The sequence below is a fragment of the Ascidiaceihabitans sp. genome (genome assembly GCF_039986515.1).
Taxonomy (GTDB): Bacteria; Pseudomonadota; Alphaproteobacteria; order Rhodobacterales; family Rhodobacteraceae; genus Ascidiaceihabitans.
Window position 1 is genome coordinate 1,123,712 of sequence record NZ_JBDWQO010000007.1, and the last position, 20,616, is coordinate 1,144,327.

At 56.3% G+C, this 20,616-nt stretch carries 25 protein-coding genes; 10 read left to right on the forward strand and 15 right to left on the reverse strand.

Going from position 1 to position 20,616, the window contains the following annotated elements; all coding sequences use genetic code 11:
• Positions 1-50: 50 nt before the first annotated feature.
• A complete protein-coding gene (locus tag ABJL60_RS08195; RefSeq protein ID WP_348373805.1) occupies positions 51-1,433 on the reverse strand; it encodes a LysM peptidoglycan-binding domain-containing protein in 1,383 nt (460 codons plus the stop codon).
• Between the two features lie 119 nt (positions 1,434-1,552).
• Here ABJL60_RS08195 and ABJL60_RS08200 point away from each other — a divergent pair, with 119 nt between their 5' ends.
• Complete coding sequence (locus ABJL60_RS08200; protein WP_348373806.1) at positions 1,553-2,104, forward strand: TIGR00730 family Rossman fold protein; 552 nt, start codon at positions 1,553-1,555, stop codon at positions 2,102-2,104.
• Positions 2,105-2,507: 403 nt separating this feature from the next.
• Here the strand turns inward: ABJL60_RS08200 and ABJL60_RS08205 are convergent, their stop codons facing one another.
• The 10 genes from ABJL60_RS08205 to ABJL60_RS08250 all read right to left on the reverse strand — a co-directional run bounded on the left by ABJL60_RS08205 (position 2,508) and on the right by ABJL60_RS08250 (position 9,804).
• A complete protein-coding gene (locus ABJL60_RS08205) occupies positions 2,508-3,107 on the reverse strand; it encodes a superoxide dismutase (protein ID WP_348318719.1) in 600 nt (199 codons plus the stop codon).
• A gap of 72 nt (positions 3,108-3,179) precedes the next feature.
• Positions 3,180-3,617 carry a hypothetical protein gene (locus tag ABJL60_RS08210; RefSeq protein ID WP_348290232.1) on the reverse strand — a complete coding sequence of 146 codons (438 nt, stop codon included), beginning with the start codon at positions 3,615-3,617 and terminating at the stop codon, positions 3,180-3,182.
• Positions 3,618-3,629: 12 nt separating this feature from the next.
• Positions 3,630-4,082 carry a hypothetical protein gene (locus ABJL60_RS08215; RefSeq protein ID WP_348373807.1) on the reverse strand — a complete coding sequence of 151 codons (453 nt, stop codon included), beginning with the start codon at positions 4,080-4,082 and terminating at the stop codon, positions 3,630-3,632.
• Complete coding sequence (locus tag ABJL60_RS08220) at positions 4,082-4,405, reverse strand: hypothetical protein (protein ID WP_348290228.1); 324 nt, start codon at positions 4,403-4,405, stop codon at positions 4,082-4,084. Before ABJL60_RS08220 ends, ABJL60_RS08215 begins: the two co-directional genes overlap by 1 nt.
• Positions 4,406-4,571: 166 nt before the next feature.
• Complete coding sequence (locus tag ABJL60_RS08225; RefSeq protein ID WP_348373808.1) at positions 4,572-5,003, reverse strand: hypothetical protein; 432 nt, start codon at positions 5,001-5,003, stop codon at positions 4,572-4,574.
• A gap of 167 nt (positions 5,004-5,170) precedes the next feature.
• Positions 5,171-5,740: a sarcosine oxidase subunit gamma family protein gene (locus ABJL60_RS08230; protein ID WP_348373809.1), complete on the reverse strand. Its 570-nt coding sequence runs from the start codon at positions 5,738-5,740 to the stop codon at positions 5,171-5,173.
• Positions 5,733-8,747: a sarcosine oxidase subunit alpha family protein gene (locus tag ABJL60_RS08235; protein WP_348290223.1), complete on the reverse strand. Its 3,015-nt coding sequence runs from the start codon at positions 8,745-8,747 to the stop codon at positions 5,733-5,735. Before ABJL60_RS08235 ends, ABJL60_RS08230 begins: the two co-directional genes overlap by 8 nt.
• Positions 8,748-8,826: 79 nt before the next feature.
• Positions 8,827-9,156, reverse strand: coding sequence for a sarcosine oxidase subunit delta (locus ABJL60_RS08240; protein ID WP_108827939.1), 330 nt, complete (start codon positions 9,154-9,156; stop codon positions 8,827-8,829).
• 84 nt (positions 9,157-9,240) lie between these two features.
• Positions 9,241-9,450 (reverse strand): hypothetical protein, encoded by a 210-nt coding sequence (locus ABJL60_RS08245; RefSeq protein WP_348290222.1) that lies wholly within the window; start codon positions 9,448-9,450, stop codon positions 9,241-9,243.
• 159 nt (positions 9,451-9,609) lie between these two features.
• A complete protein-coding gene (locus ABJL60_RS08250) occupies positions 9,610-9,804 on the reverse strand; it encodes a hypothetical protein (protein ID WP_348373810.1) in 195 nt (64 codons plus the stop codon).
• 134 nt (positions 9,805-9,938) lie between these two features.
• Here ABJL60_RS08250 and ABJL60_RS08255 point away from each other — a divergent pair, with 134 nt between their 5' ends.
• Complete coding sequence (locus ABJL60_RS08255) at positions 9,939-10,130, forward strand: hypothetical protein (RefSeq protein ID WP_348290218.1); 192 nt, start codon at positions 9,939-9,941, stop codon at positions 10,128-10,130.
• 26 nt (positions 10,131-10,156) lie between these two features.
• Here the strand turns inward: ABJL60_RS08255 and ABJL60_RS08260 are convergent, their stop codons facing one another.
• Positions 10,157-11,401, reverse strand: a complete 1,245-nt coding sequence (locus ABJL60_RS08260; RefSeq protein WP_348290217.1) for a sarcosine oxidase subunit beta family protein — start codon at positions 11,399-11,401, stop codon at positions 10,157-10,159.
• Between the two features lie 268 nt (positions 11,402-11,669).
• Between ABJL60_RS08260 and ccmI the strand changes: the two genes are divergently transcribed.
• From ccmI to ABJL60_RS08275, 3 genes are read left to right on the forward strand one after another with little or no spacing between them, the layout of a single operon-like run.
• Entirely contained in the window at positions 11,670-12,896 is a 1,227-nt protein-coding gene (gene ccmI / locus ABJL60_RS08265; protein ID WP_348373811.1) for a c-type cytochrome biogenesis protein CcmI, read from the forward strand.
• Positions 12,893-13,372, forward strand: coding sequence for a Holliday junction resolvase RuvX (gene ruvX / locus ABJL60_RS08270; RefSeq protein WP_348290213.1), 480 nt, complete (start codon positions 12,893-12,895; stop codon positions 13,370-13,372). Before ccmI ends, ruvX begins: the two co-directional genes overlap by 4 nt.
• Positions 13,373-13,603, forward strand: coding sequence for a DUF1289 domain-containing protein (locus tag ABJL60_RS08275; protein ID WP_108827932.1), 231 nt, complete (start codon positions 13,373-13,375; stop codon positions 13,601-13,603).
• A gap of 39 nt (positions 13,604-13,642) precedes the next feature.
• Here ABJL60_RS08275 and ABJL60_RS08280 read toward each other — a convergent pair whose 3' ends face one another.
• The 3 genes from ABJL60_RS08280 to dusA are packed head-to-tail and all read right to left on the reverse strand — an operon-like array spanning position 13,643 to position 16,255.
• The gene (locus ABJL60_RS08280) at positions 13,643-14,398 is read right to left on the reverse strand and encodes a hypothetical protein (protein WP_348373812.1); all 756 of its coding nucleotides are present in this window, start codon (positions 14,396-14,398) and stop codon (positions 13,643-13,645) included.
• Complete coding sequence (locus tag ABJL60_RS08285) at positions 14,395-15,216, reverse strand: sulfite exporter TauE/SafE family protein (protein ID WP_348373813.1); 822 nt, start codon at positions 15,214-15,216, stop codon at positions 14,395-14,397. The genes ABJL60_RS08280 and ABJL60_RS08285 overlap by 4 nt, the downstream gene beginning before the upstream one ends.
• The gene (gene dusA, locus ABJL60_RS08290) at positions 15,209-16,255 is read right to left on the reverse strand and encodes a tRNA dihydrouridine(20/20a) synthase DusA (RefSeq protein WP_348373814.1); all 1,047 of its coding nucleotides are present in this window, start codon (positions 16,253-16,255) and stop codon (positions 15,209-15,211) included. The genes ABJL60_RS08285 and dusA overlap by 8 nt, the downstream gene beginning before the upstream one ends.
• Before the next feature lie 222 nt (positions 16,256-16,477).
• Between dusA and ABJL60_RS08295 the strand changes: the two genes are divergently transcribed.
• The 5 genes from ABJL60_RS08295 to ABJL60_RS08315 all read left to right on the forward strand — a co-directional run bounded on the left by ABJL60_RS08295 (position 16,478) and on the right by ABJL60_RS08315 (position 20,616).
• Positions 16,478-16,894, forward strand: a complete 417-nt coding sequence (locus tag ABJL60_RS08295) for a VOC family protein (protein WP_348373815.1) — start codon at positions 16,478-16,480, stop codon at positions 16,892-16,894.
• Between the two features lie 118 nt (positions 16,895-17,012).
• Complete coding sequence (locus tag ABJL60_RS08300; protein ID WP_108827928.1) at positions 17,013-17,402, forward strand: carboxymuconolactone decarboxylase family protein; 390 nt, start codon at positions 17,013-17,015, stop codon at positions 17,400-17,402.
• A gap of 137 nt (positions 17,403-17,539) precedes the next feature.
• A complete protein-coding gene (locus ABJL60_RS08305; RefSeq protein ID WP_348290203.1) occupies positions 17,540-17,854 on the forward strand; it encodes a trypco2 family protein in 315 nt (104 codons plus the stop codon).
• Positions 17,855-17,864: 10 nt separating this feature from the next.
• Positions 17,865-19,538 carry a hypothetical protein gene (locus tag ABJL60_RS08310; protein ID WP_348373816.1) on the forward strand — a complete coding sequence of 558 codons (1,674 nt, stop codon included), beginning with the start codon at positions 17,865-17,867 and terminating at the stop codon, positions 19,536-19,538.
• A gap of 10 nt (positions 19,539-19,548) precedes the next feature.
• Positions 19,549-20,616, forward strand: coding sequence for a MoxR family ATPase (locus tag ABJL60_RS08315; protein WP_348373817.1), 1,068 nt, complete (start codon positions 19,549-19,551; stop codon positions 20,614-20,616).

Sequence of the window (20,616 nt, forward strand, 5' to 3'; positions counted from 1 at the left end):
AAAGCAGCCCTAAAAACGGACCCAAAAACGGCCCGGCGCACTAAATGATTTTACGGATCTTCCGGCAGGTCAAAAATCTGCCCTGGATAAATCAGATCAGGATTTTTGATCGCGTCGCTATTGGCTTCCAGTACACGCACGTAAAGCGTGCCATCGCCATATCTGTCGCGTGCAATCGCCCAAAGCGTGGCCCCTGTTTGCACTGTTATCGCAGCAATGGGTGCGCGGTCATCACTTTGTGCGGCAGTCAGAACCTGAGGGTCTTCGCGCTTGAACGGCGTTTCAACCCGGCTTGTGACAGCCCCTTCATCGTCTACCTCGTCCACACGCAACGTGTAGACACCGGTGTCGACGTCGGGCAAATCCCCCCGCCAACGTCCCGCCCCGTCCACATTCAATGTCGTGACCGGGGCGTTGTTCAAATACACACGCACAGCCTGTGCACGCGATTGTGCCCGCCCACTTAACAACACGTCACCCACGTCCGAATAGCTGATTGTATCGATGGCGACGTTTGCCATGACCTCGGGGGCGGAGGACCGGTTCAGAACTTCAACGCCGTCTTCATCCGCTTTCAGCACAGCAATCTGCGTTTCTGGTTCAGGTGTCGGTTCGGGTGCCAGTTCGGGTGTCGGTTCGGGTGCAGGTGTTGCCACAGGATCTGCTTTGGCAACCGGCACAGATGGGATCGCAGCTTCAGGTGTTGGTGTTGGTGTCGGTGTTGGTGCAGGCTGAACTTCGGCTGTTTCCAGCGGGATTGCGGGTTCAATCGCAGGCGCAGCTTCGGGTTCCGGTTCAGGATTAGCTTCCGGTTCCGGTGTCGCGACAACCTTTGCCACCGCCGTGTCCACCTTTGCCACCGCCGTGTCCACATTTGCCTTAGGCGTTGGTGCAATAATGATTTCATCCGCGGATGCCAGCGTCTTTTCACCCTCGATTTGCAACAAGGTTAACAAGCGCGGCTTGTCGCTGACATCCAAAATGGCAACAACTGCAAAGGCACCGTTGCTTTCCGTCGTCGCCCGCGCCGCTTCCACACCGTCAACCAACAAGGCAACGGTGCTGCCCGGCGCAGCCCTGCCTGCAATCACAGTCAGCCCGTCATTCTCTGTACGCACCTCGTCAAAACGTGGCGGAACAGGGTCAGAGACCACGACCTCGGCACCAACCGCAGCGGGCTGTGAAGCTTCGGGTTGGGGCGCTTCGGCATCCACGACGTCCGGTTTCGGATCAACCGCCACGACAGGTTCTGCTGCTGCGGGTGCCTGCACTTCTGGAACAACTGCGGCTTCTACCACAGGCGTGGTTTGCACAGGTGCCGTTTCGTTTTGGGTAAACATCCACGCCCCGCCGCCCACAACGCCAGCCACCACAATGACCCCTGCCGCCAAGGTGCCCGCTTGTCCGCCTGCCAATGCCGCTAACTTACTCATGCGTCCTCAAACCCGCCCCGCAAGGCGTCCAGATCAATTGAGGTTACATAACAAGCAGGGTATCACGGGTCAAAACCCGCATGATCACAATGCAACGATTTTCAGTGAAGGAAACCACTATGCCCATCAAATCTGTTTGTGTTTATTGTGGATCGCGCATGGGCAACGACCCTGCATATGGCGCGGATGCACAGGCCTTGGGTGTGGCATTGGCCCGCAACGGCTGGCGTTTGGTCTATGGTGCGGGTGACGTGGGATTGATGGGCACAGTGGCCCGCGCCGCCCAAGATGCAGGCGCCGAAACATTCGGCGTCATCCCCCAGCACCTTGTGGATTGGGAAGTCGGCAAAACTGATCTGACGACTTATATTGTCACCGAAACCATGCATGAGCGTAAGAAAGTCATGTTTATGAATTGCGATGTCGTCGTGGTTCTGCCCGGTGGTGCCGGATCACTGGACGAGCTGTTCGAGGCCTTGACATGGCGCCAGTTGGGCCTGCATGAAAAGCCAATTTTTCTTTTGAATACAAACGGGTATTGGGATCCCATGATCCAGCTTATGAACCATGTGGTGGCGCAGGGTTTTGCAGACAAAAGCCTGTTGGACTTTATGACAATCGTGCCCGATGCGCAGGCCGCTGAAGCTGGGCTGGCCAAAACACTGGCCTGAGTAAAAACAACGCGACCATATGCGCTGAGCCTAAAGATGCGGGTGGTTTTACAACAGGTCGCGCGGCGGTGACGACCAGAGTCCTATTGAGGTAAAATCGCTGACTGTAGGGATTACCCTGACCGCGACGCCTGTACGTAACGCATGGAACCTGTGCAAGAAACACGCCACACCGGACCCCATCCCGCTACATCTGCTATGCGGCGCTTTCCACCCCACGACATGTGGCGATTTGGCAACAAAAAAGACCCCACCAAATACATGATGGGGCCTTTTGTTTTCGAAAATTACTCGGCTTCAGTCAACCAAGCGCACCCATCACATGCGGGAGGCGACGTTTTCCCAGTTGACCAAGCCTGACGCAAAGCGGCGGGCGGAGGTGACTGGGAGAACCACCTTTCGATCACATGCGAGAGGCTACGTTTTCCCAGTTCACCAAGTTGTCCATAAAGTTGGTCAGGTACTTGGGACGCGCGTTGCGGAAGTCGATGTAGTAGGAATGCTCCCATACGTCGCAGCCGAGCAAAGCGGTCTGACCAAAGCACAGCGGGTTCACGCCGTTTTCGGTCTTGGTCACTTTCAGCCCGCCATCGGTGTCTTTCACCAACCAGCACCAGCCTGAACCGAACTGGCCTGCGCCTGCGGCTGCGAAGTCCTCTTTGAACTTATCGACCGATCCGAAGCTGTCTTTCAGGGCCGCTTCCAGTTCGGAGGGCATGGCGGATTTGCCTGGGCCCATCATTTCCCAGAACTGGTTGTGGTTCCAAAGCTGCGAGATGTTGTTGAAAATGCCGTTTTGGGCGACAGCGTTTGCATCATAGGTGCCGACAATGATCTCTTCCAGCGTTTTGCCGTCCCATTCCGTGCCTTCAATCGCCTTGTTGCCGTTTGTGACATAGGCGTTGTGGTGCAGGTCGTGGTGGTATTCCAACGTCTCTTTGGACATGCCGGCATCTGCCAGTGCGTCGTGGGCGTAGGGAAGATCAGGAAGTGTAAAAGCCATTGCGGGGCCTCCTATATTAAATTTCTGTCTCTCCACTGACATGAAGCGCGATGGCCTGCAAGATCAAGGGTGTCAGCGTAAAACTTTCGGCAGCTTGCCGTCTTTTCGAACGCTGCAAGTCCCCCGCCCCGTCCAGTTTTGTGGTGTGTTGGTGGGGTTGGCGCTGACCTTTACCGCACCGGTGCTTTTGGTAATGACAGCCGTGTAGCTGAAATTCGGAACCCTTTGGTTCAGGTTGTCTTTGGCATTCTTGACCTGCCAACGCACGCGCAATTTACCGTTACGCTCGACCACGGACGCGGCCATCGGTTTTTGAAAAAAGGTCAGAATGATATGGTCGACAACCGACACTTTGCCTTGACCGTCAAAGATCACAGCAAGTTTGGCGGGCACCCAATCAACACGGGGGTCTCGATTGTTAATGTCGCAGTCGTACATCAAGGGTTGGGCCACAGCACATACGGGTGACAACAGGGCTGCAAGGCCGATACCCAAAACAGTCTTTTTCATTCTTTCATCTTTCTATTTCGTGCGCCGAGTACACCGACCGCCACTGCGCAATCCTGAATCGAATTGCCGCGGCTTTGCCGTCAGTTGGATTTTGCCATTGGCCTTGCTGATCGAGGCACGGTAGTCGAAGTCACCATAGGTGCCCCCGCCCTCTTTTTCGCCACCGGACAATGTCCATTTCACGATCAACCGCTTTGCGTCATTGCGTAAAACCTGCCCCTGCAAGGCGACTTTGTTGTAGTGCAGGATCAGGGGGTCCACGACCTGAACCGCGCCGCTGCCATCATCCACAAAGCCAATCGTGCTGGCGATCCAGCCCTTTGATCTTGCGTAATCGCTTAGCTTACAGTCCCAAAGGAACCCTGCCGCAGCGGCAGGTACTGCGCTGGCGCACATCAAGGCCATGGCCACTGCCACAGGTTTCAAGCCTTTAAAGACCCCGTCTTTCCGCAAACGAGACTGCATTATTTGACAACCTTGCAGCGTCCCTCGCCGCTGATCACATTGTCGCCGCCGTGCAAGATGCCGTTGACCGTGACCTTTCCCGATTTCGTGTTCAAAAGCGCCGAATATGTCAGGCTTAACTTACCGGCATTGACGCTTGATGCGCCCTCAACATCCCATTTGTAACGCCACAACGTATCTTTGCGTTTCGTCACCCGCGCCGCAATCGGGGAATCGTAGGCGTTTTTGATCACGCCGTCATACACGAAACCTGTCACGTCTTTTGGAACCAAAGAAAAGATCATGCGATCCCCCATCCAGCCGCCACGACCTTTATTGTGCATGTCGCAATCATAGGTTTGTGCAAACGCGCCTGACGCTGCCACGCAAAATGCTGATGCCGCACAGAATTTTTGAAAACCAGATGTAGAAAAAAACAATGTATACCCTCAAAACTGACGCCAATATGCGTCATATTAGGGTGATCCTCCACCGGGCTGCAACCGCAAATTATGACTTTGGATCTGGAATTCTATCCCAAGGCGCACAGGTTCCCGACGCACTGCCCGGCGTCAGAAAAGAGCTTTCGCTGACGCCGCTGTAATTGAATTTGAAGGTCTTCAAGTTCAGCGTCATTTTGAATTTCACATTGGTGCTGCGCCCACTTATGTCTGTGGCGTCTATCAACGCCCAGTTCAGTTGCAGCCGTTTTGATGTTGGGCGCGAAACCTCTGCCAAGGCCGGCCCCTCCATGACGGACAACGTGTATTCATCCAACACCCGCGCTTTCAGACTTTGCGTGTCGATGGATACAAATACAGCTTCCGGCACCCAATCCTTGGACGATGGATTACGCGACAGGCACGCAAGATCAACGGCATACGCCGGGGCAGCAATCAATGCCGCGCCCAAATACAAAGCAATTCTGTAGCCAGTCCGCATGGTGATCTATCTCAGATTTTTTAACGCCAACACGACCTTAGCACGTAACGATGAAACCAATCCAGCCCAATGCCGTTTCAGTCCTTCACCCAACTTCGGAGCAGCATTTGGATTTGCAAATCCGGTCTTTCAGGAACCATTGTTACACGGTCCCCGCCTTTGTCTGTTTAGAAATGCCCCACTTCAGAACCCGGCTGTGCCGCCACCGTCAACACATCAAACAGATACTGAGCGTTTGAGCGGAAGCATATGATTTGGAAAACGTCCTCTTCCGGCATCCAGAAGGCTGCGGGAATTTGGGCGATCCGTGTGCGGCGAAACATACCGGCGGTGAACGCGGCAGGACGCAAATCAACCGGGGCGACCTTGGCCAGCACTTCACGGGCATTCGCGCCGCTCAGACGCAGACATGCGCGTGCATCCGACACATCAACAGCCAGCGCATGTGTGGCCCCCAATGTCTTGTGCATAGCCGCCAAAGTGTCTGCGACCGCATCGTAGGGGCACAGGACCATCAATTCATCCGGGCTCATCCAGACGATGCCATGTGCGCCGTCTGTGTTGGCCTGTCCGGTCTCTGGCAATGCCACTTTTGTGACGCTGGTTGCGGCCTTTTTGACTTTTGCGTCAGACAAATCACCACGCAGAGTGATCATGCCCTGCAGACCGGCATCCGCAACAGTGGCGATGCCGGCCGCATCGCTGGCTTGGTTCAAAGCGCTGATAGGATTAGACATTTTGCTTTGCTCCTTCGGGATCAAAGAACACAGGGTTCACGATTTTAGCGGTATAGTCTTTGCCTTCGGTGCCGGGGAAGGTGATGATGTCACCCATCCGTTCCGGCCCGTTCAAAACCAGTCCCATAGCGATGCCTTTTCCAAGGTTCGGAGAATGGTAGCTGGACGTCACGCGCCCGATCATGTTGCGCTGACCGTTGGCGTTTGTGCCTGCGCCCACGGCATATGCCCCGTCTGGCAGTGTTGATCCATCAGTGGTTTCCAGCCCCACCAGACGCCAGCGTTTGTCGCTGACCATGTGGTCGCGTTCCTGTGCACGTTTGCCAAGAAAGTCTTCTTTCTTTTTGGAGATCGCCCAATTCAGCCCAAGGTCTTGCGGAATGACCGTGCCGTCGGTTTCGTCCCCGATCATGATAAAGCCCTTTTCGGCCCGCAGAATGTGCAGACATTCTGTACCGTATGGCATCACACCCAAAGCATCACCGACAGCCATCAAAGCATCCCAAAAGGCTTGTCCCTGACTTGCAGGCACCGCAATCTCATAGCTCAGTTCGCCCGAGAACGAGATACGGTAAGCCCGCACATCAAAGCCGCCCAACGTGCCGTCTTTCCATTCCATGAACCCAAGCGCATCCGCGCTGACATCCATGCCGCCCAAGGCCTCCAAAGCCTTGCGTGCATTTGGTCCGACAACCGCGACTTGCGCGTATTGTTCGGTGACGTTGGCGACATAGACGTTCCAGTCCCACCATTCGGTCTGCAGCCATTCTTCCATGTGGCCATGGATACTTTCGGCGCCGCCTGTGGTGGTATGGCACAGCCACGTATCGTCATCGATCCGCGCAACCACGCCATCGTCGATCAAGAAGCCGTTTTCGGAGCACATCAACCCGTAACGGCATTTGCCGATTTTTAGATTGGACATCATGTTGGTGTACATCATGTCGAGGAACTTGCCTGCGTCCGGCCCTTTGACGATAATTTTGCCAAGGGTCGAGGCGTCCAGTAGCCCCATGTTGTCACGTGTGTTCTTGGTTTCGCGCATCACCGCGTCATGTACGCTTTCACCATCCCGTACATAGGCGTAGGGGCGGCGCCATTGGCCAACGGGTTCCCAATCGGCGCCGTTGCTGTCGTGCCAATCGTACATTGGTGTGCGACGCACAGGCTGGAACACATGGGCTTTCGCTTCGCCTGCGATCGACCCCATTGAGATGGGCGTGTAGGGCGGGCGGAACGTGGTGGTGCCGGTTTGCGGAATAGGTTGGTTCAAACTGTCAGACAGGATCGCCAAGCCGTTGATGTTGCTTAGCTTACCTTGATCAGTCGCCATGCCAAGCGTGGTATAGCGTTTGGCATGTTCGACGCTTTCGAAGCCTTCTTGTGCTGCCAATTGAACGTCGGACACTTTCACGTCGTTTTGGTAATCAAGCCATGCTTTGGACCGCAGCTTATAGCCCGCGCCTTGCGGCATCAACCAAACGGGCATCATCGGTGCCTCATCGTCGGTCACCGCCTCAGGTGCCGCGCTGGCTTTGCCGCCATGTCCGGCGTCTTTTGCCGCAGCAATCCCTGCGGATCTTGCGTCCGACAGGATCGCCCCAAGGTCCATTTCGCCATTTGCGCTGCCAGCAGCCGTTACAAAGCCCTGCCCCTTGTCGCCAATTGGCGCACGGGCCGGATCGGGACGGAAGCTGGCTTGTTCTGTGTCCCATGTCAGTTTGCCACCGCAATGTGACCACAGGTGCACAACCGGCGACCAACCACCCGACATCGCCACCACATCGCATCCGATTTCTTCCAGCACAGCACCTTCACCGGCCTGCGAACACACAGCAACGCCAGTCACGCGTTTGCCGCCCTGCACCATGGATACGCCATGTCCGGGCATCACCCGAATGCCAAGCGCCTTGGCCTGCACCATCAACGCGCTGTCCTGGGTCAGGACCCGCGCATCCAGAATGGCAGGCACATCAAGGCCTGCATGTTTCAGCGCGATTGCCGTGCGGTAGGCATCGTCATTGTTTGTGACAACAACTGTGCGGTCGCCAAGCGACACGCCAAAGTTCACCGCATAATCGCGAACAGCACTGGCCAGCATGACACCCGGAATGTCATTGCCCGCGAAGCTCAGCGGACGTTCGATCGCACCGGTGGCCGTCACGATATGACCTGCGCGAATACGCCACAAACGCTGACGCGGACCTTGTTTGGCGGGATCGTGATCTGTCAGGCGCTCATAGCCCAACACATAACCGTGGTCGTAGACCCCCGACCCCATTGTGCGGGTGCGGATTTTGACGTTGTCCATCGCCTCTAGTTTGGCCACGATCTGGGTCACAAAGCTTTCGGTGTCTGCGCCGTCAATTTCGCCGCCATCGACAGGGGCACGCCCGCCCAAATGCGCCGTTTGCTCCAGCAGCAGAACGTCTGCACCGGCTTCTGCTGCACTTAACGCCGCTTGAAGGCCAGCGACACCGCCGCCCACAACCAGAACATCACAAAAGGCATAGAAATGCTCGTAAGTGTCGACATCGCGGTCTTTTGGCGCGGCCCCAAGGCCTGCGGCGTGACGAATGAACGGCTCATACACATGTTTCCAAAGCGGGCGCGGGTGAATGAACATTTTGTAGTAGAACCCCGCCGGCATAAAGCGGCTGAGTTTGGAGTTCACAGCACCGACGTCGAATTCCAGGCTGGGCCAGTGGTTCTGGCTTTTGGATGTCAGACCGTCGAACAATTCTGTGGTGGTGACGCGTTGGTTTGGCTCGAACTTGCCGCCTTCGCCCAAATTCACCAATCCATTGGGCTCTTCCGCGCCCGAGGCCACGATGCCACGCGGCCGGTGGTATTTGAACGACCGGCCCACCAGCATCTGGTCGTTGGCCAGCAAGGCAGACGCCAATGTGTCGCCCTCAAAGCCACGCAGCGTGCGCCCATTGAAGGTGAAGTTCATAGCGTTTGTTTTGTTCAGCAGGCGGCCGCCTGTCGCGAGACGAGTGCTCATGTTTTTGACCCTTTCATCTGGGAGACAGATCTGATGCCTCCGGCGGGGATATTTTTAGGAAAAAGACAAAGGGCGCGGATCATGAAAATGCCCCCCAAGACCAGCCGGGCCGCTTGGCGCTGATGGCGTCACATAGGGCTTTGGGTGGTTCATAGGTTTGGGCAGAATACGTCCCGAACACTTCCAGCGTCATTGTGCATCGCGCGGCATGAAACCATTTCCCGCAGCCGTTGTTGTGGCGCCAGCGTTCAAAATGAACCCCTTTGGGGTTTTGCCGCATAAACAGGTAATTTTCGAAATCCGCGTTATCAGACCCCGGACCAAAGCGTTTCAAATGCGCTTCGCCCCCGGCATGAAATTCGGTTTCTTCTGCAGTTACGTTGCAGCAAGGGCATGTGAGGACAAGCATTACGCGGCTCCTGTCAGGGTGTCAGACATGCAAAAGGCGGACGCCGTGAAGCGCCCGCCTGAAGCAGATGTGATGTTGGTTGGTTTATTCAGCAACAGCCGGAGCTGCGGGATCGACCGCTGGAGCGCTTTCAAGCGTTGCGGGTGCTGCCCCTTCTTCGCCTTCGGGCACTGTGCCGCTACCGATGAAGGACAGAACAAAGATGAAGGCCGCAAGGACAAGCACTGCCACCAGAAGGCCTTTGGCGCTGATGCCTTCGCTGCGGGAGATGTTTGAGTTCGTGTAATCGGACATTTGACGTTCTCCTGTGTTGAGACCGTCATCAAACCACCTGTCCCCCCGCACTCAACCTTGAGCGTGTGAAAACGTGAAATCCGGCGAAGGATGGCGCAAAACGCGGTTTGCGCTGCGCCGATCCTTGCCGGATTTTCTACTTTTGGCTGTGTTCGGCGATTATTTGCCTGACACGTCGTCTGCTGCGCCTTCGATGCTGATGTTGACGCCACCGCGCCTGCCATCAGCGCCTGGAAACATGAACCACGCAAGTACCGCGACCACGACGACAAGAGCCCCCACAACAAAGGCCAAACCGCTGTTGCCGCCTGACGTGCTTGTTGCTGTTGTGTATGTTGCTGTTTCGTCTGACATTGCGTGTCTCCTTCGATTTCTTGTGTCGAAAAGAGAACCCGCGCAGGCACCGAATGGTTCCAAGTTTTTTCTTGGCGATCAACCGAACCCTGCGCTACAGATGTGTCAATCAAAGTTGACACAAGGAATTTGTCATGAGCAAAGAAATGGGTGCCGTTGCCGTCTTTGGCGCGATAATTGTAGTCGCTGTCATCATGCTGTTGCTGGAACGGCGCGGCATGGCCAAGCGCAAGGCTGCGCGCGGTGGCCGCGACATCGACGTCAGCAATCTGATCGCTTTTGGCAGTGCTGCAGGCGAAGGGGAAAAGACCCGAACACCCAACTGATCCTGCCAAATCCATGACGGTTTTCATTAGTGCGCAACCCCGGCCGCGACGCTTTCGTCGATGAAGCGGCCTTCGATAAAGCGCTCCATTCCAAATTCATCCGTCAAAGGCGAATGTCCCTTGGCCATCAGTTCTGCCATGGCCCAGCCAGACCCCGGGATCGCCTTGAACCCGCCTGTCCCCCAACCGCAGTTGATGAACACGCCGTCCACTGGCGTTTTCGACAAGATCGGGGACCGGTCGCCCGTCACATCCACAATCCCGCCCCACTGGCGCAGCATCTTCAGGCGCGACAGCATCGGGAAGGTTTCGTTCAGCGCGCGCACGGTTTCTTCCACATGATGGAAAGATCCGCGCTGGGTGTAGTTGTTGTAGCCGTCCGTGCCGCCCCCGATGACCATTTCGCCTTTATCGGATTGCGACAGGTAGCCGTGCACGGTGTTGGCCATGATGACCACATCCATCGCGGGCTTGATCGGTTCAGACACAAGCGCCTGAAGCGCCACAGATTCCAGCGGCAAGCGGAAGCCCGCCTTAGCCGCAAGATCACCCGAGTGGCCTGCAACCACGATCCCAAGCTTGTCGCAATCAATCGCGCCTTTGGTGGTATCGACGCCAACGACCTTGCCACCTTCGCGGCGGATTGCGGTGACTTCGCATTGCTGGATCACGTCCATGCCCATGTCGGAACAGGCCCGTGCATAGCCCCAAGCCACCGCATCGTGACGCGCCGTGCCGCCACGCGCTTGCCATAAGCCGCCCAACACAGGATAGCGCGGACCATCAAGGTTGATGATCGAACACAGCTCTTTCACCTTTTGTGGTCCGATCCATTCGGTTTGAACACCTTGCAACGCGTTGGCATGGGCCGTGCGTTGATAGCCACGCACCTCGTGGTGGGTTTGCGCCAGCATGATGACACCACGCGGGCTGAACATCACGTTGTAGTTCAGGTCCTGAGACATGGTTTCGTATAGCGACCGCGACTTTTCATAAAGCGCGGCAGACGGATCTTGCAGATAGTTTGATCGGATGATGGTAGTGTTGCGGCCCGTATTACCGCCGCCCAACCAGCCTTTTTCAAGGATCGCCACATTGGTGATGCCGAAATTCTTGCCCAGATAATACGCTGTGGCCAACCCGTGGCCACCGGCCCCGATGATGATCGCGTCATATTTCTTTTTGGGTTCGGGGGCGCGCCACGCACGTTCCCATCCTGTGTGGTAACGAACGGCCTCACGGGCGATAGCAAAGGCGGAATAGCGTTTCATTTACAAAGCTCCGAATGTGGTCCGAATGTCGGTCGTATTTGGGGTCGGACGGGACTGCGCAGGCAGATGTCATGGATTCGCAAACCGCCCCGACGTTGTGCCTGTTCTGGGTGAGATACCATAAAAACAGGATACCCACCGCGGCACTTTCATGCAGTTTTGCGACAGGACAGTCAATTGGGCGTCATCTGGTGGTCCGTGCGCCCAATTGCCCCTTTTTCTGGCAGCCATAGAAGGCTACATCGGAGAGAATATCGAAAGGGGCGCTATGTTGTTCTGGATTATCACTGGCGGGCTTACATTAAGCGTCGTGGCCTTGTTGTCATTGGCCTTTATGCGGGCCCGTGTCCCGGGCGCCGATGCGGCCACATTCGACGTGCAGGTCTACCGCGATCAACTGGCGGAAGTTGACCGTGATCTGGCACGCGGAGTGTTATCAGAACCAGACGCCACACGCGTGCGCACTGAAGTGTCGCGGCGCATCCTGACCGCCGATGCGACCAAAGCGAACGCGTCAGTCAGCACCGCAGGCGGTGCGCCATTTGTGGCAAGTGTTCTGGTGGCGCTGGCTGTCACTGGCGGCGCGTTCGGGCTGTATCTTCAAATCGGCGCACCGGGATATGGCGATCTGGCTTTGAAAGACCGCATTGAAATGGCAGAAAGCCTGCGTGCGGACCGTCCTGCCCAGCAAGAGGCCGAAGACAGTCTGGCCAGCACACCCGCACTGCAAAATGCGGCGCCCGACTATGTGGCGCTGGTGGAAAAACTGCGCCTGACCGTGGCGCAGCGTCCCGATGATCTGCAAGGCAACGTGCTTTTGGCACGCTCAGAGGCCAATTTGGGCAATTACGCTGCTGCCCACCGCGCCCAGGAAACTGTGCTGCGCCTTAAGGGCAGTTCAGCCACGATTGACGATATCACAGACTACGCGGATATGATGATCCTGGCCGCTGGCGGGTATGTTTCCCCGGAAGCGGAGCGTGTTTTGCAAGTGGCTTTGACACAGGATGCAGGCAACGGCACAGCGCGGTATTACTGGGGTTTGATGAACGCACAAACAGGACGTCCCGATGTTGCATTCCGGATTTGGGATCAGCAATTGCGGGCCGGACCACCTGATGCCCCATGGATCGCGCCGATTTTGCAGCAGATCGAAGACATGGCCGCAAGATCCGGCGTCAACTACCAAATCCCGACAGTCGGTGACGGCGTGACGCGTGGCCCCTCAGCGGATGATATCGAAGCTGCGGGCGACATGACCGGCGCCGAGCGAATGGAGATGATCGAAGGCATGGTCGAGGGCCTGTCAGAACGGCTGGCCAGCGAAGGCGGCACACCTCAGGAATGGGCGCAACTGATCGGGGCCTTGGGCGTCTTGGGTCGCACACAACAAGCGCGGGCCGTTTACGACAATGGTGTCGAAGTGTTCAAAGAGGACCCTGCCGCACTTGATTTGCTGAACCGCGCAGGCGAACGGGTCAATGTGGCCGAATGATCTATGATGACGTCACAGACTTTGCGGGTATTTTGCCGCCCATGCGCCCGTTGATCGGTCTGGATTTGGGCACTGTCACAATCGGTTTGGCCGTCTCCGATACCTTTTTGGGCATCGCCACACCGCTTGAAACAATCAAACGCAAAAAGTTCGGTGTAGACGCCGAAAAGCTGCTGGCAGTCATGAAGGCCCGTGACATCGGGGGGCTGGTGTTGGGACTGCCGCGCAATATGGATGGCTCTGAGGGGCCGCGGTGCCAATCCACACGCGCTTTTGCCCGCAATCTGGAAAAACTGTGGGCCGGGCCAATCACCTATTGGGACGAACGTCTCAGCACCGTTGCCGCAGAACGTGCATTGCTTGAGGCGGATACGTCACGCAAACGTCGCGCCGAGGTCATTGATCATGTGGCTGCGGGATATATCTTGCAAGGACTGTTGGATCGTTTGGGCGTTTTGCGCCGTGAAGGAAATTAGATGACTGTACCGGTGTGGACACGCAAAGAAATCGAAAGCCCGTGCATCCAGATCTGCGTGGTGCATCCCGAAACGCGCTTGTGCACCGGTTGCGCACGTTCCATCGATGAAATCACCCAATGGTCAAAGATGAGCGCCGAGGCCCGAAGCCAGATTATGGCTGAATTGCCCCTGCGCGAAGCGGCCCCCAAAGGCCGACGCGGCGGACGTGCAGCGCGTTTGAAACGATAACCGGGCGGAAACTTTATAAGTTTCCGGTACGTTTTCTTTTCAAGAAAACGATCCTCCCAGCCAGTCGCGGCCGTCGCTGTAAGCGGGCCGGAAAAACGCAATCGCGCGGTGCGTTTCGTTTACCGTGCTGGCGTCGGATGCCCAGACCTCTGTACCGTGTAATGCAAAGCGGTGTATCAACGCCGCCTGCCCCACAGTCATCGTCAGCGGTACCATTTCGCATGTTTCGAACACATGACGCCGCGCGTTTTGGTAGGCTTCTGTCACGTCCACTTGCCCCGGATTACGCCCGCCAATTGCGTCTTTCAACGCACGCTGCATAATCACATGACTGCCCCGCCACACCACAGTTGGGGCGGCTGCGCAATCATGCAACGGAATACCCAGAATATAGGCGTGTAGTTCTTGTGCGAAGCGACGCTTGTGCACCCCCACAGGCAGCAAACCATCCACATGCGCCGCCTTGCGCGTGATCCTGAAACGGTGATTGCCGGGGCTTTCGTCTGCGCCTTGCAGCGGATAGCCCGGATAGACCACGGACAATTGTGCGCGGTGCAAAGCCATATCAGGCACGTGTGCCTGCCACGGCCCCGTCAGCGGCACACCGTCCACCGTCCCTGCGTCGTCATTGGGAAGCGCGTCCAACCCGACAAACCAAGTGCGGCCATGGCGCAACTGGTCCTGTGGCACAGACCGGTCACTGTGCACATCCGGAACATGCCCATAAGCCGTTTGCGCCCAACGCTGAACTCCTGCGTCGTGGCCAAACACAACAAATCCGTCACGTTGCATCATCCAAAGAACGCCTTTCGTATCATATTCAAAGCCACCAGTACCAAAAACACACCAAATGCGCGTTTCAACGGCTTGGGGTCCATTGCATGGGCCAATTTCACGCCCCACGGGGCTGTGATCAGGGTCATGGCAATAATGATGCCGAAGGCCACCAAATTGACTGCGCCGATCGTCAAGGGCGGCACGGCCATTGCCATGTCCACAAACAAGAACCCGACAACCGCAGGCACCGCGATCACCACACCGAAACCGGCAGCCGTGGCCACGGCGCGGTGGATTGGAGTGTTAAACAGTGTCATCACCGGCACCCCGAAGCTGCCCCCGCCAATGCCCATAAGGACCGACATAAAGCCCAGTACAGGGGACAAGACCATGCGCAAAGGCCCACGCGGCATCGCATCTGCCAAACGCCAGTCTGCGCGTCCGAAGGTCATGTACAGCCCCACGATCAGTGCCAAAACGCCAAAGATAATCTGCAAGGTGACGGATCGCAGCTGCGCCACGACCAGCATCCCGATCACCGCCCCCACAACAATCCCCGGCGCCCACGTCCGCAAAATGTCCCAATCCACAGCGCCCTTTCTATTGTGGCTGTGAACAGAGCGCACCGAAGTCACGATAATCGTGGCAAGCGACGTCGCCAAGCACATCTGCATCAATTGCGGACCATCGTATCCAAGCGTTTGAAATGCATAGAAAAACGCAGGCACCAAAACGATCCCTCCGCCCACGCCAAGCAATCCGGCCAGCACGCCCGCAAACGCACCAATCCCCAACAAAAGCAGTGTCATTTGAAGCAGCAAAACGGTCTCAGGCATTGCTTTGTTCCTTTTCGCTTAACGCGTCTTCGGCATTTTGGATCACGGTCTGGACCTGCGCCAAGGCAGCTTCCACGACTTCAGGGCCCGCACCGGGTTTGTGCGCTTCTTCTGACAATATGCGCCGCCACAACCGTGCCCCGGGACGCCCTGCAAACAAGCCAAGCATATGCCGTGTTACCTGATTGAGACGCCCCCCCGCGCCCAGATGGCTTTCAATGTAGGGCAACATTTGCAGCACTGCATCTTGGGCTGTGGTCTGTGTATCTGCGCCATAAATGCGCTGGTCCGCGGTGCCCAAAATATCAGTGGGCTGGTGGTAGGCTGTGCGCCCGATCATCACCCCGTCCAATCCAGCATCCAGAAAACCCTGCGCCGCATCCAGACTTTCGATGCCGCCATTCACAGAGATATGCAAGTTCGGAAACAACCCTTTCATCCTGTGCACCAGATCGTAGTCCAGCGGCGGAATATCCCTGTTTTCCTTTGGCGACAAACCTTGCAGCCATGCTTTGCGGGCGTGGATTGTCACGCGTTCGCACCCTGCCGCCACGATCCGCGCCAAAAACTCTGGCAGCACATATTCGGGGTCTTGGTCGTCTACGCCAATACGGCACTTTACGGTGACTTCGATGTCCACGGCCGCACGCATTTCTGACACACATGCCGCCACCCGTGCGGGGTCTTTCATCAAGACAGCACCAAACGTGCCTGATTGCACACGATCCGACGGGCAGCCTACGTTCAGGTTTATCTCGTCATACCCCCGCGCCTGCCCCAGTTTGGCAGCCTGCGCCAGTTCTTGCGGATCAGATCCGCCAAGCTGCAAGGCCACGGGATGTTCTGCCGCGTCGAATTCCAACAACCGCAACGCGCCCCCACGCACCAAAGCCGCAGACGTCACCATTTCCGTATACAGCAATGTGTCCGCGCTGAGCAGTCTGTGCAGATAACGACAATGCCTGTCCGTCCAGTCCATCATAGGCGCCACAGAAAGGCGGGCATGATGGTGTAAATTATATCTTTTATGTTCAGACACTTACGGACCCGCGAATTAAAAGTTCGATAGGATGTGTAATTAGTGGAAAATTCGACCGACAACAATAGGCAGGGGGAAACCCGTGCGCGTGCGCAGCGCTTCGGCAAGGGAGTGTCAAAAGACGCTGTCGCAAATTGAAAAATGCCAACATTTGTGCGCCCCTGTTGAAGCATGATACAGCACCCCCACCACGCAAGCCTGCAACACTAGGGTGTTACGCCAATGATCTCTTACGTCACAGTCGGTGTCGAGGACATGGATCGCGCAAAGCGGTTCTATTCTGCATTTCTTCCCGCCTTGGGCTACGGGCTGGAAGAAGGACCAGAGGGCTTAAGCTTTGCCTTGCCCGTGCCCGAAGGACAGCGCCCCGTTTTGCCTGACTTTTACGTCAAACCAACGTTCAACGGACAGCCCGCCACTGCGGGAAACGGCACGATGGTAGCGTTTGAAGCCCGCAATCAGGCCCAAGTCCGCGATCTGCATGCGGCGGCTGTTGACGCGGGTGGGACCGACGAAGGTCAACCTGGATTTCGCGCATCTTACGGGCCACATTTCTACGTCAGCTATCTGCGGGATCCACAGGGCAACAAAATAGCGGTTTTTTCATGTGATCCGAACGAAGCGGGGCGCGACGGGTGATGCGTAGCCAGTAACGAGTGATACTCGCTTCTGTGGGAACAGCTTGGAAGAACGGCGCATCTGTGCACATAGTCCGCCACACTGTCAGCCTTCACTTTATTCCCCGAAAGGACACCCCATGAGCGCATTTGACGAAGACCTATTTTTGACCGGTTTGGAGCAACGCAAAGCCACCTTGGGTGCGGCCTATGTTGAAAACAATCTGGCAGCGGCAGATGACTTCACACGCCCCTTTCAAGAAGCCATGACAGCATGGTGCTGGGGCTTTGGCTGGGGGGATGATGTGATTGATGCAAAGACGCGGTCGATGATGAATCTGTCGATGATCGGGGCCTTGGGCAAGATGACCGAATGGGAATTGCATTGCCGTGGCGCGATCAACAACGGTGTCACCAAGGAAGAAATTCGCGCAATCATTCATGTCATCGCTATCTATTGTGGTGTCCCGCAGGGTCTGGAGTGCTTTCGTGCTGCAAAGAAGGTTCTGGAAGAACAATCAAAGACTTAACATCATAAATCCACTCAAGACCTGACCACCAAACGAGGCAACGTCGATCTTCATACAAAATTAGTGATTTACCAAACTGCACTTCAGGTTGTAGCTTTGGGGTATATTGAGATTTTTTATTAAAAGGTGATGTTGCCATGAGTGCAGATATTGAACTGGCTGAATTTATCTCGAACCTGCGGGCGGAACTGGAAACCGCTTTGGCCGCATCAAGTGATGCCGAAGTGCGCTTTATTCCAAAAACGCTTGATCTGGAACTGTCAGTGGTCGCTGAAAAATCAGCAGAAGCCAGCGGCAAAATCAGTTTCAAGATTTTCTCGGTGGGCGCAGAAGCAGGCGGGGGCGGTACACTCAGCAACGCTTCGACCCAGACCATTAAACTGTCATTGGAACCTGTAGGCAAAGACGGCGAACAGATCTTTATCACCAGCTCAGGCAGCACCACACTTTAAGGGGCGTGCTGTGAAACGGATCCGGCAACACACAGTTCAGTTACGCCACCCCGGCGGTGGCGTAGGGACAGGTGCGCTTGTCGGGGAAGGGCTGATCCTGACGGCGCTGCACTGTGTCTTCCCGATGGAAGATGGCGCACCCCTGCCGGACATCGTTCCCCAAAACGTCCCCTGCCCTCAGGTCCGTCTCATTGCGGATCTGGCGTCTGCATTGGGTGAAATGCCAGACCTGATGAACTTTGATTTTCGCCGCATAAATGTGCCCCAGTTTGTGGCCCACCCGGGTGCGGCCTTTCACGACTGTACATTGGTCTGGCCACCGGCTGGCGCACAGATGCCCAATGTTGATGTGGCAATCTTAAAAATGACGCCGGACGCAATGGCACAATCGAACGCTGCAAATGCAGCGCTCTCGTTCAAAATCGGGGCTGCTGAGGGTCAGGAAATGACGTTGGTTGGCGAAGGTTTCCCTGATTTCGCAACCATTCATCTGGGCCCGAACGCTTTGGATTTCCGCGAGGTCTACAATCTGTTCGGTGCCACACGCAGCACCCGGGGCGTGTTTTCGGGAATGCAGATGAATGTGCAAAGCGCGCAGCCCGAAAACGTGCGCGATTGGGCCGGTTTGTCAGGCACCGTCTTGTGGCAAGACAACATCGGGCAACCTTTGGAATTGATCGGCGTCGTCAGCAACACCAAATCGCGCATCCGTCAAAACAACGCGTTGTATTTCACCAGCTTGTCGCAATTGAAAAGTGACCCCGTATTTTGGGATGTGCTAGGCAGAACCATCGACGACACACAAAACACACCCCCGAACCCGGCAGAACAGCTGATCACCTTTGACCGCACCATGCCCCGGCACTTTTTAAGCGAATGGATGCGTCAGGATTTGGCGATGCCTGCCCGCGATAACCGCCGCGATACGGACACCGAACAATTGGCGCCCTTGGTGGTTGTATTGACCGGACACAATGTCGACGAACTGAACCTGTTTGTGTCCTCGGCCTTGCATGAGATGGAAAGAAGCGTGGGCTTTGCAATGGGGGCCGAGGCCCCGACCCTCAGCGTGCGGTACTTGCCCGGTGCGCCCCCCGACACGGCCCTGCAAGCGGCCCTGCTGGCATGGGGGCGTGGCTTGGGGTTGCACGAACCGGGGCAAATTCCCGATCCCAACGCCATCGCCCGTGCACTTGAGGACGAAACCCAGCCACAAGTTGTGGTGATGGAACACATCGACACCGACATTTCTGAGAGCTGTTTGGCGGTCTTGCGCCAAGTTTTGACAGTGTTCAGCAGCGTCCGCCCATCTGTCTTGACCGGCCGCACGCCGCCTGTTCTATTTTTGGCCTTTTCAAAGGGGCGCGACAAACTGGGCGTGGATGAAGGCTTTCAGGCCGGTGCGCTGTTTGATGACAAAATCAACGCTTTGCCTGCGGTTCTTTCAGACTTGAAAGCAGAGTTTCCAAGACTGAACTGGAGCCCGGATTTTGACCTTTGTGTCCCCCAATGCACGCATTTCGACATGGCGGATTGGCTCGACGCCCTAGAAGACGCGGGCCTGCGCGTGTCCGGGCGTCTGCGTATGAAAATCGAAGACCGAACGCTTAATCAGGACATGTTTCCAATGTATTTCGCACGCCATCTGATCAACGAAACCTTCAGCACGGACATCGACGAATAGGAGCCTCAAAATGACAGACAACTCACTGGCCAATCTGTTGATATCCGGTGTTGCGGGACTGACCCGCGATTTGATCGATACTTTACCCGTGGCCTGGCGCCATCGTCCGCGCACAAACAATGGCTACGACTTTGACGATGATCAGCTTGTCACAGCCTCGAAAGCCGCGATGCTGTTGTCGCAGCCTTTGATCCTTGCGGGCGAACCCGGCGTCGGCAAAACATCCTTTGCACGGGCTTTGGCGCATAAACTAGAGCTGCCGTTTTTACCCCCCATTCACGTAAAATCCACCACGTCCGGAATGGATTTGTTTTATTCCTTCAACGAAGTGGCCCGCTTTCGCGATGCGTCCAATCCCAGCAGCACGGCAGGATTGCTGGACTATGTGGTTTTGTCCAGTTTGGGCCGCGCCATCGTTTTGTCCGCAGGCCCGGACGCAGTGGTCCGATTAACCGACAAAGGCCCCGATGCCTTGTTTGGGGGCGCATATCACGGATTGGAATCCTCGCAAGAGGTCACACTGGGCCAGCTTTTCGCTTATGTCTTTCGTGACGCAGGCGATGTCAGCCACCCCCAACGCAGCATCGTTTTGGTCGATGAACTGGACAAGGCGCCGCGCGATGCGCCCAATGATGTTCTGGCCGAATTCGAAGACATGCGCTTTACCATCTCAGAGCTTGGCATCACCTTGCAGGCCGCCCCCGAAACCTTTCCTGTTGTGCTTATCACCTCTAACTCAGAACGCAGTTTCCCGGACGCGTTTTTGCGCCGCAGTGTGTTCCACTGGATTGAAACCCCGACGGATGCGCGATTGTGCCGGATCATCGCAAGCGCGTCCGCCGCCGATGGCACCTTGTCCCCTTCAGACCCGTTGGTCACATCTGCCGTCGATTATTTCATGATGATCCGCAAAACCATCGAGAACAAAAAACCCTCTACAGCAGAACTGATTTCCTTTGTCTCCGCCCTTGCGACCGCTGGTGTGCAGCCCACGGAAACCATCAGCGACGCCCACCCGAAAGTGCGTGCTTTCAAAGGTATTTTGATGAAGACCCGTATTGATCTTGAGGCGGAATAG

What these genes read in the sequence shown, in the direction of transcription:
- ABJL60_RS08220 (WP_348290228.1), bottom strand. Translation starts at nt 4,405, where the DNA reads ATGCACAATAAAGGTCGTGGCGGCTGGATGGGGGATCGCATGATCTTT.
- ABJL60_RS08280 (WP_348373812.1), bottom strand. Translation starts at nt 14,398, where the DNA reads ATGATGCAACGTGACGGATTTGTTGTGTTTGGCCACGACGCAGGAGTT.
- ABJL60_RS08240 (WP_108827939.1), bottom strand. Translation starts at nt 9,156, where the DNA reads ATGCTTGTCCTCACATGCCCTTGCTGCAACGTAACTGCAGAAGAAACC.
- ABJL60_RS08205 (WP_348318719.1), bottom strand. Translation starts at nt 3,107, where the DNA reads ATGGCTTTTACACTTCCTGATCTTCCCTACGCCCACGACGCACTGGCA.
- ABJL60_RS08195 (WP_348373805.1), bottom strand. Translation starts at nt 1,433, where the DNA reads ATGAGTAAGTTAGCGGCATTGGCAGGCGGACAAGCGGGCACCTTGGCG.
- ABJL60_RS08250 (WP_348373810.1), bottom strand. Translation starts at nt 9,804, where the DNA reads ATGTCAGACGAAACAGCAACATACACAACAGCAACAAGCACGTCAGGC.
- ABJL60_RS08230 (WP_348373809.1), bottom strand. Translation starts at nt 5,740, where the DNA reads ATGTCTAATCCTATCAGCGCTTTGAACCAAGCCAGCGATGCGGCCGGC.
- ABJL60_RS08215 (WP_348373807.1), bottom strand. Translation starts at nt 4,082, where the DNA reads ATGCAGTCTCGTTTGCGGAAAGACGGGGTCTTTAAAGGCTTGAAACCT.
- ABJL60_RS08255 (WP_348290218.1), top strand. Translation starts at nt 9,939, where the DNA reads ATGAGCAAAGAAATGGGTGCCGTTGCCGTCTTTGGCGCGATAATTGTA.
- ABJL60_RS08225 (WP_348373808.1), bottom strand. Translation starts at nt 5,003, where the DNA reads ATGCGGACTGGCTACAGAATTGCTTTGTATTTGGGCGCGGCATTGATT.
- ABJL60_RS08295 (WP_348373815.1), top strand. Translation starts at nt 16,478, where the DNA reads ATGATCTCTTACGTCACAGTCGGTGTCGAGGACATGGATCGCGCAAAG.
- ABJL60_RS08300 (WP_108827928.1), top strand. Translation starts at nt 17,013, where the DNA reads ATGAGCGCATTTGACGAAGACCTATTTTTGACCGGTTTGGAGCAACGC.
- ccmI (WP_348373811.1), top strand. Translation starts at nt 11,670, where the DNA reads ATGTTGTTCTGGATTATCACTGGCGGGCTTACATTAAGCGTCGTGGCC.
- ABJL60_RS08210 (WP_348290232.1), bottom strand. Translation starts at nt 3,617, where the DNA reads ATGAAAAAGACTGTTTTGGGTATCGGCCTTGCAGCCCTGTTGTCACCC.
- ABJL60_RS08235 (WP_348290223.1), bottom strand. Translation starts at nt 8,747, where the DNA reads ATGAGCACTCGTCTCGCGACAGGCGGCCGCCTGCTGAACAAAACAAAC.
- ABJL60_RS08200 (WP_348373806.1), top strand. Translation starts at nt 1,553, where the DNA reads ATGCCCATCAAATCTGTTTGTGTTTATTGTGGATCGCGCATGGGCAAC.
- ABJL60_RS08260 (WP_348290217.1), bottom strand. Translation starts at nt 11,401, where the DNA reads ATGAAACGCTATTCCGCCTTTGCTATCGCCCGTGAGGCCGTTCGTTAC.
- ABJL60_RS08245 (WP_348290222.1), bottom strand. Translation starts at nt 9,450, where the DNA reads ATGTCCGATTACACGAACTCAAACATCTCCCGCAGCGAAGGCATCAGC.
- ruvX (WP_348290213.1), top strand. Translation starts at nt 12,893, where the DNA reads ATGATCTATGATGACGTCACAGACTTTGCGGGTATTTTGCCGCCCATG.
- ABJL60_RS08275 (WP_108827932.1), top strand. Translation starts at nt 13,373, where the DNA reads ATGACTGTACCGGTGTGGACACGCAAAGAAATCGAAAGCCCGTGCATC.
- ABJL60_RS08285 (WP_348373813.1), bottom strand. Translation starts at nt 15,216, where the DNA reads ATGCCTGAGACCGTTTTGCTGCTTCAAATGACACTGCTTTTGTTGGGG.
- ABJL60_RS08305 (WP_348290203.1), top strand. Translation starts at nt 17,540, where the DNA reads ATGAGTGCAGATATTGAACTGGCTGAATTTATCTCGAACCTGCGGGCG.
- ABJL60_RS08315 (WP_348373817.1), top strand. Translation starts at nt 19,549, where the DNA reads ATGACAGACAACTCACTGGCCAATCTGTTGATATCCGGTGTTGCGGGA.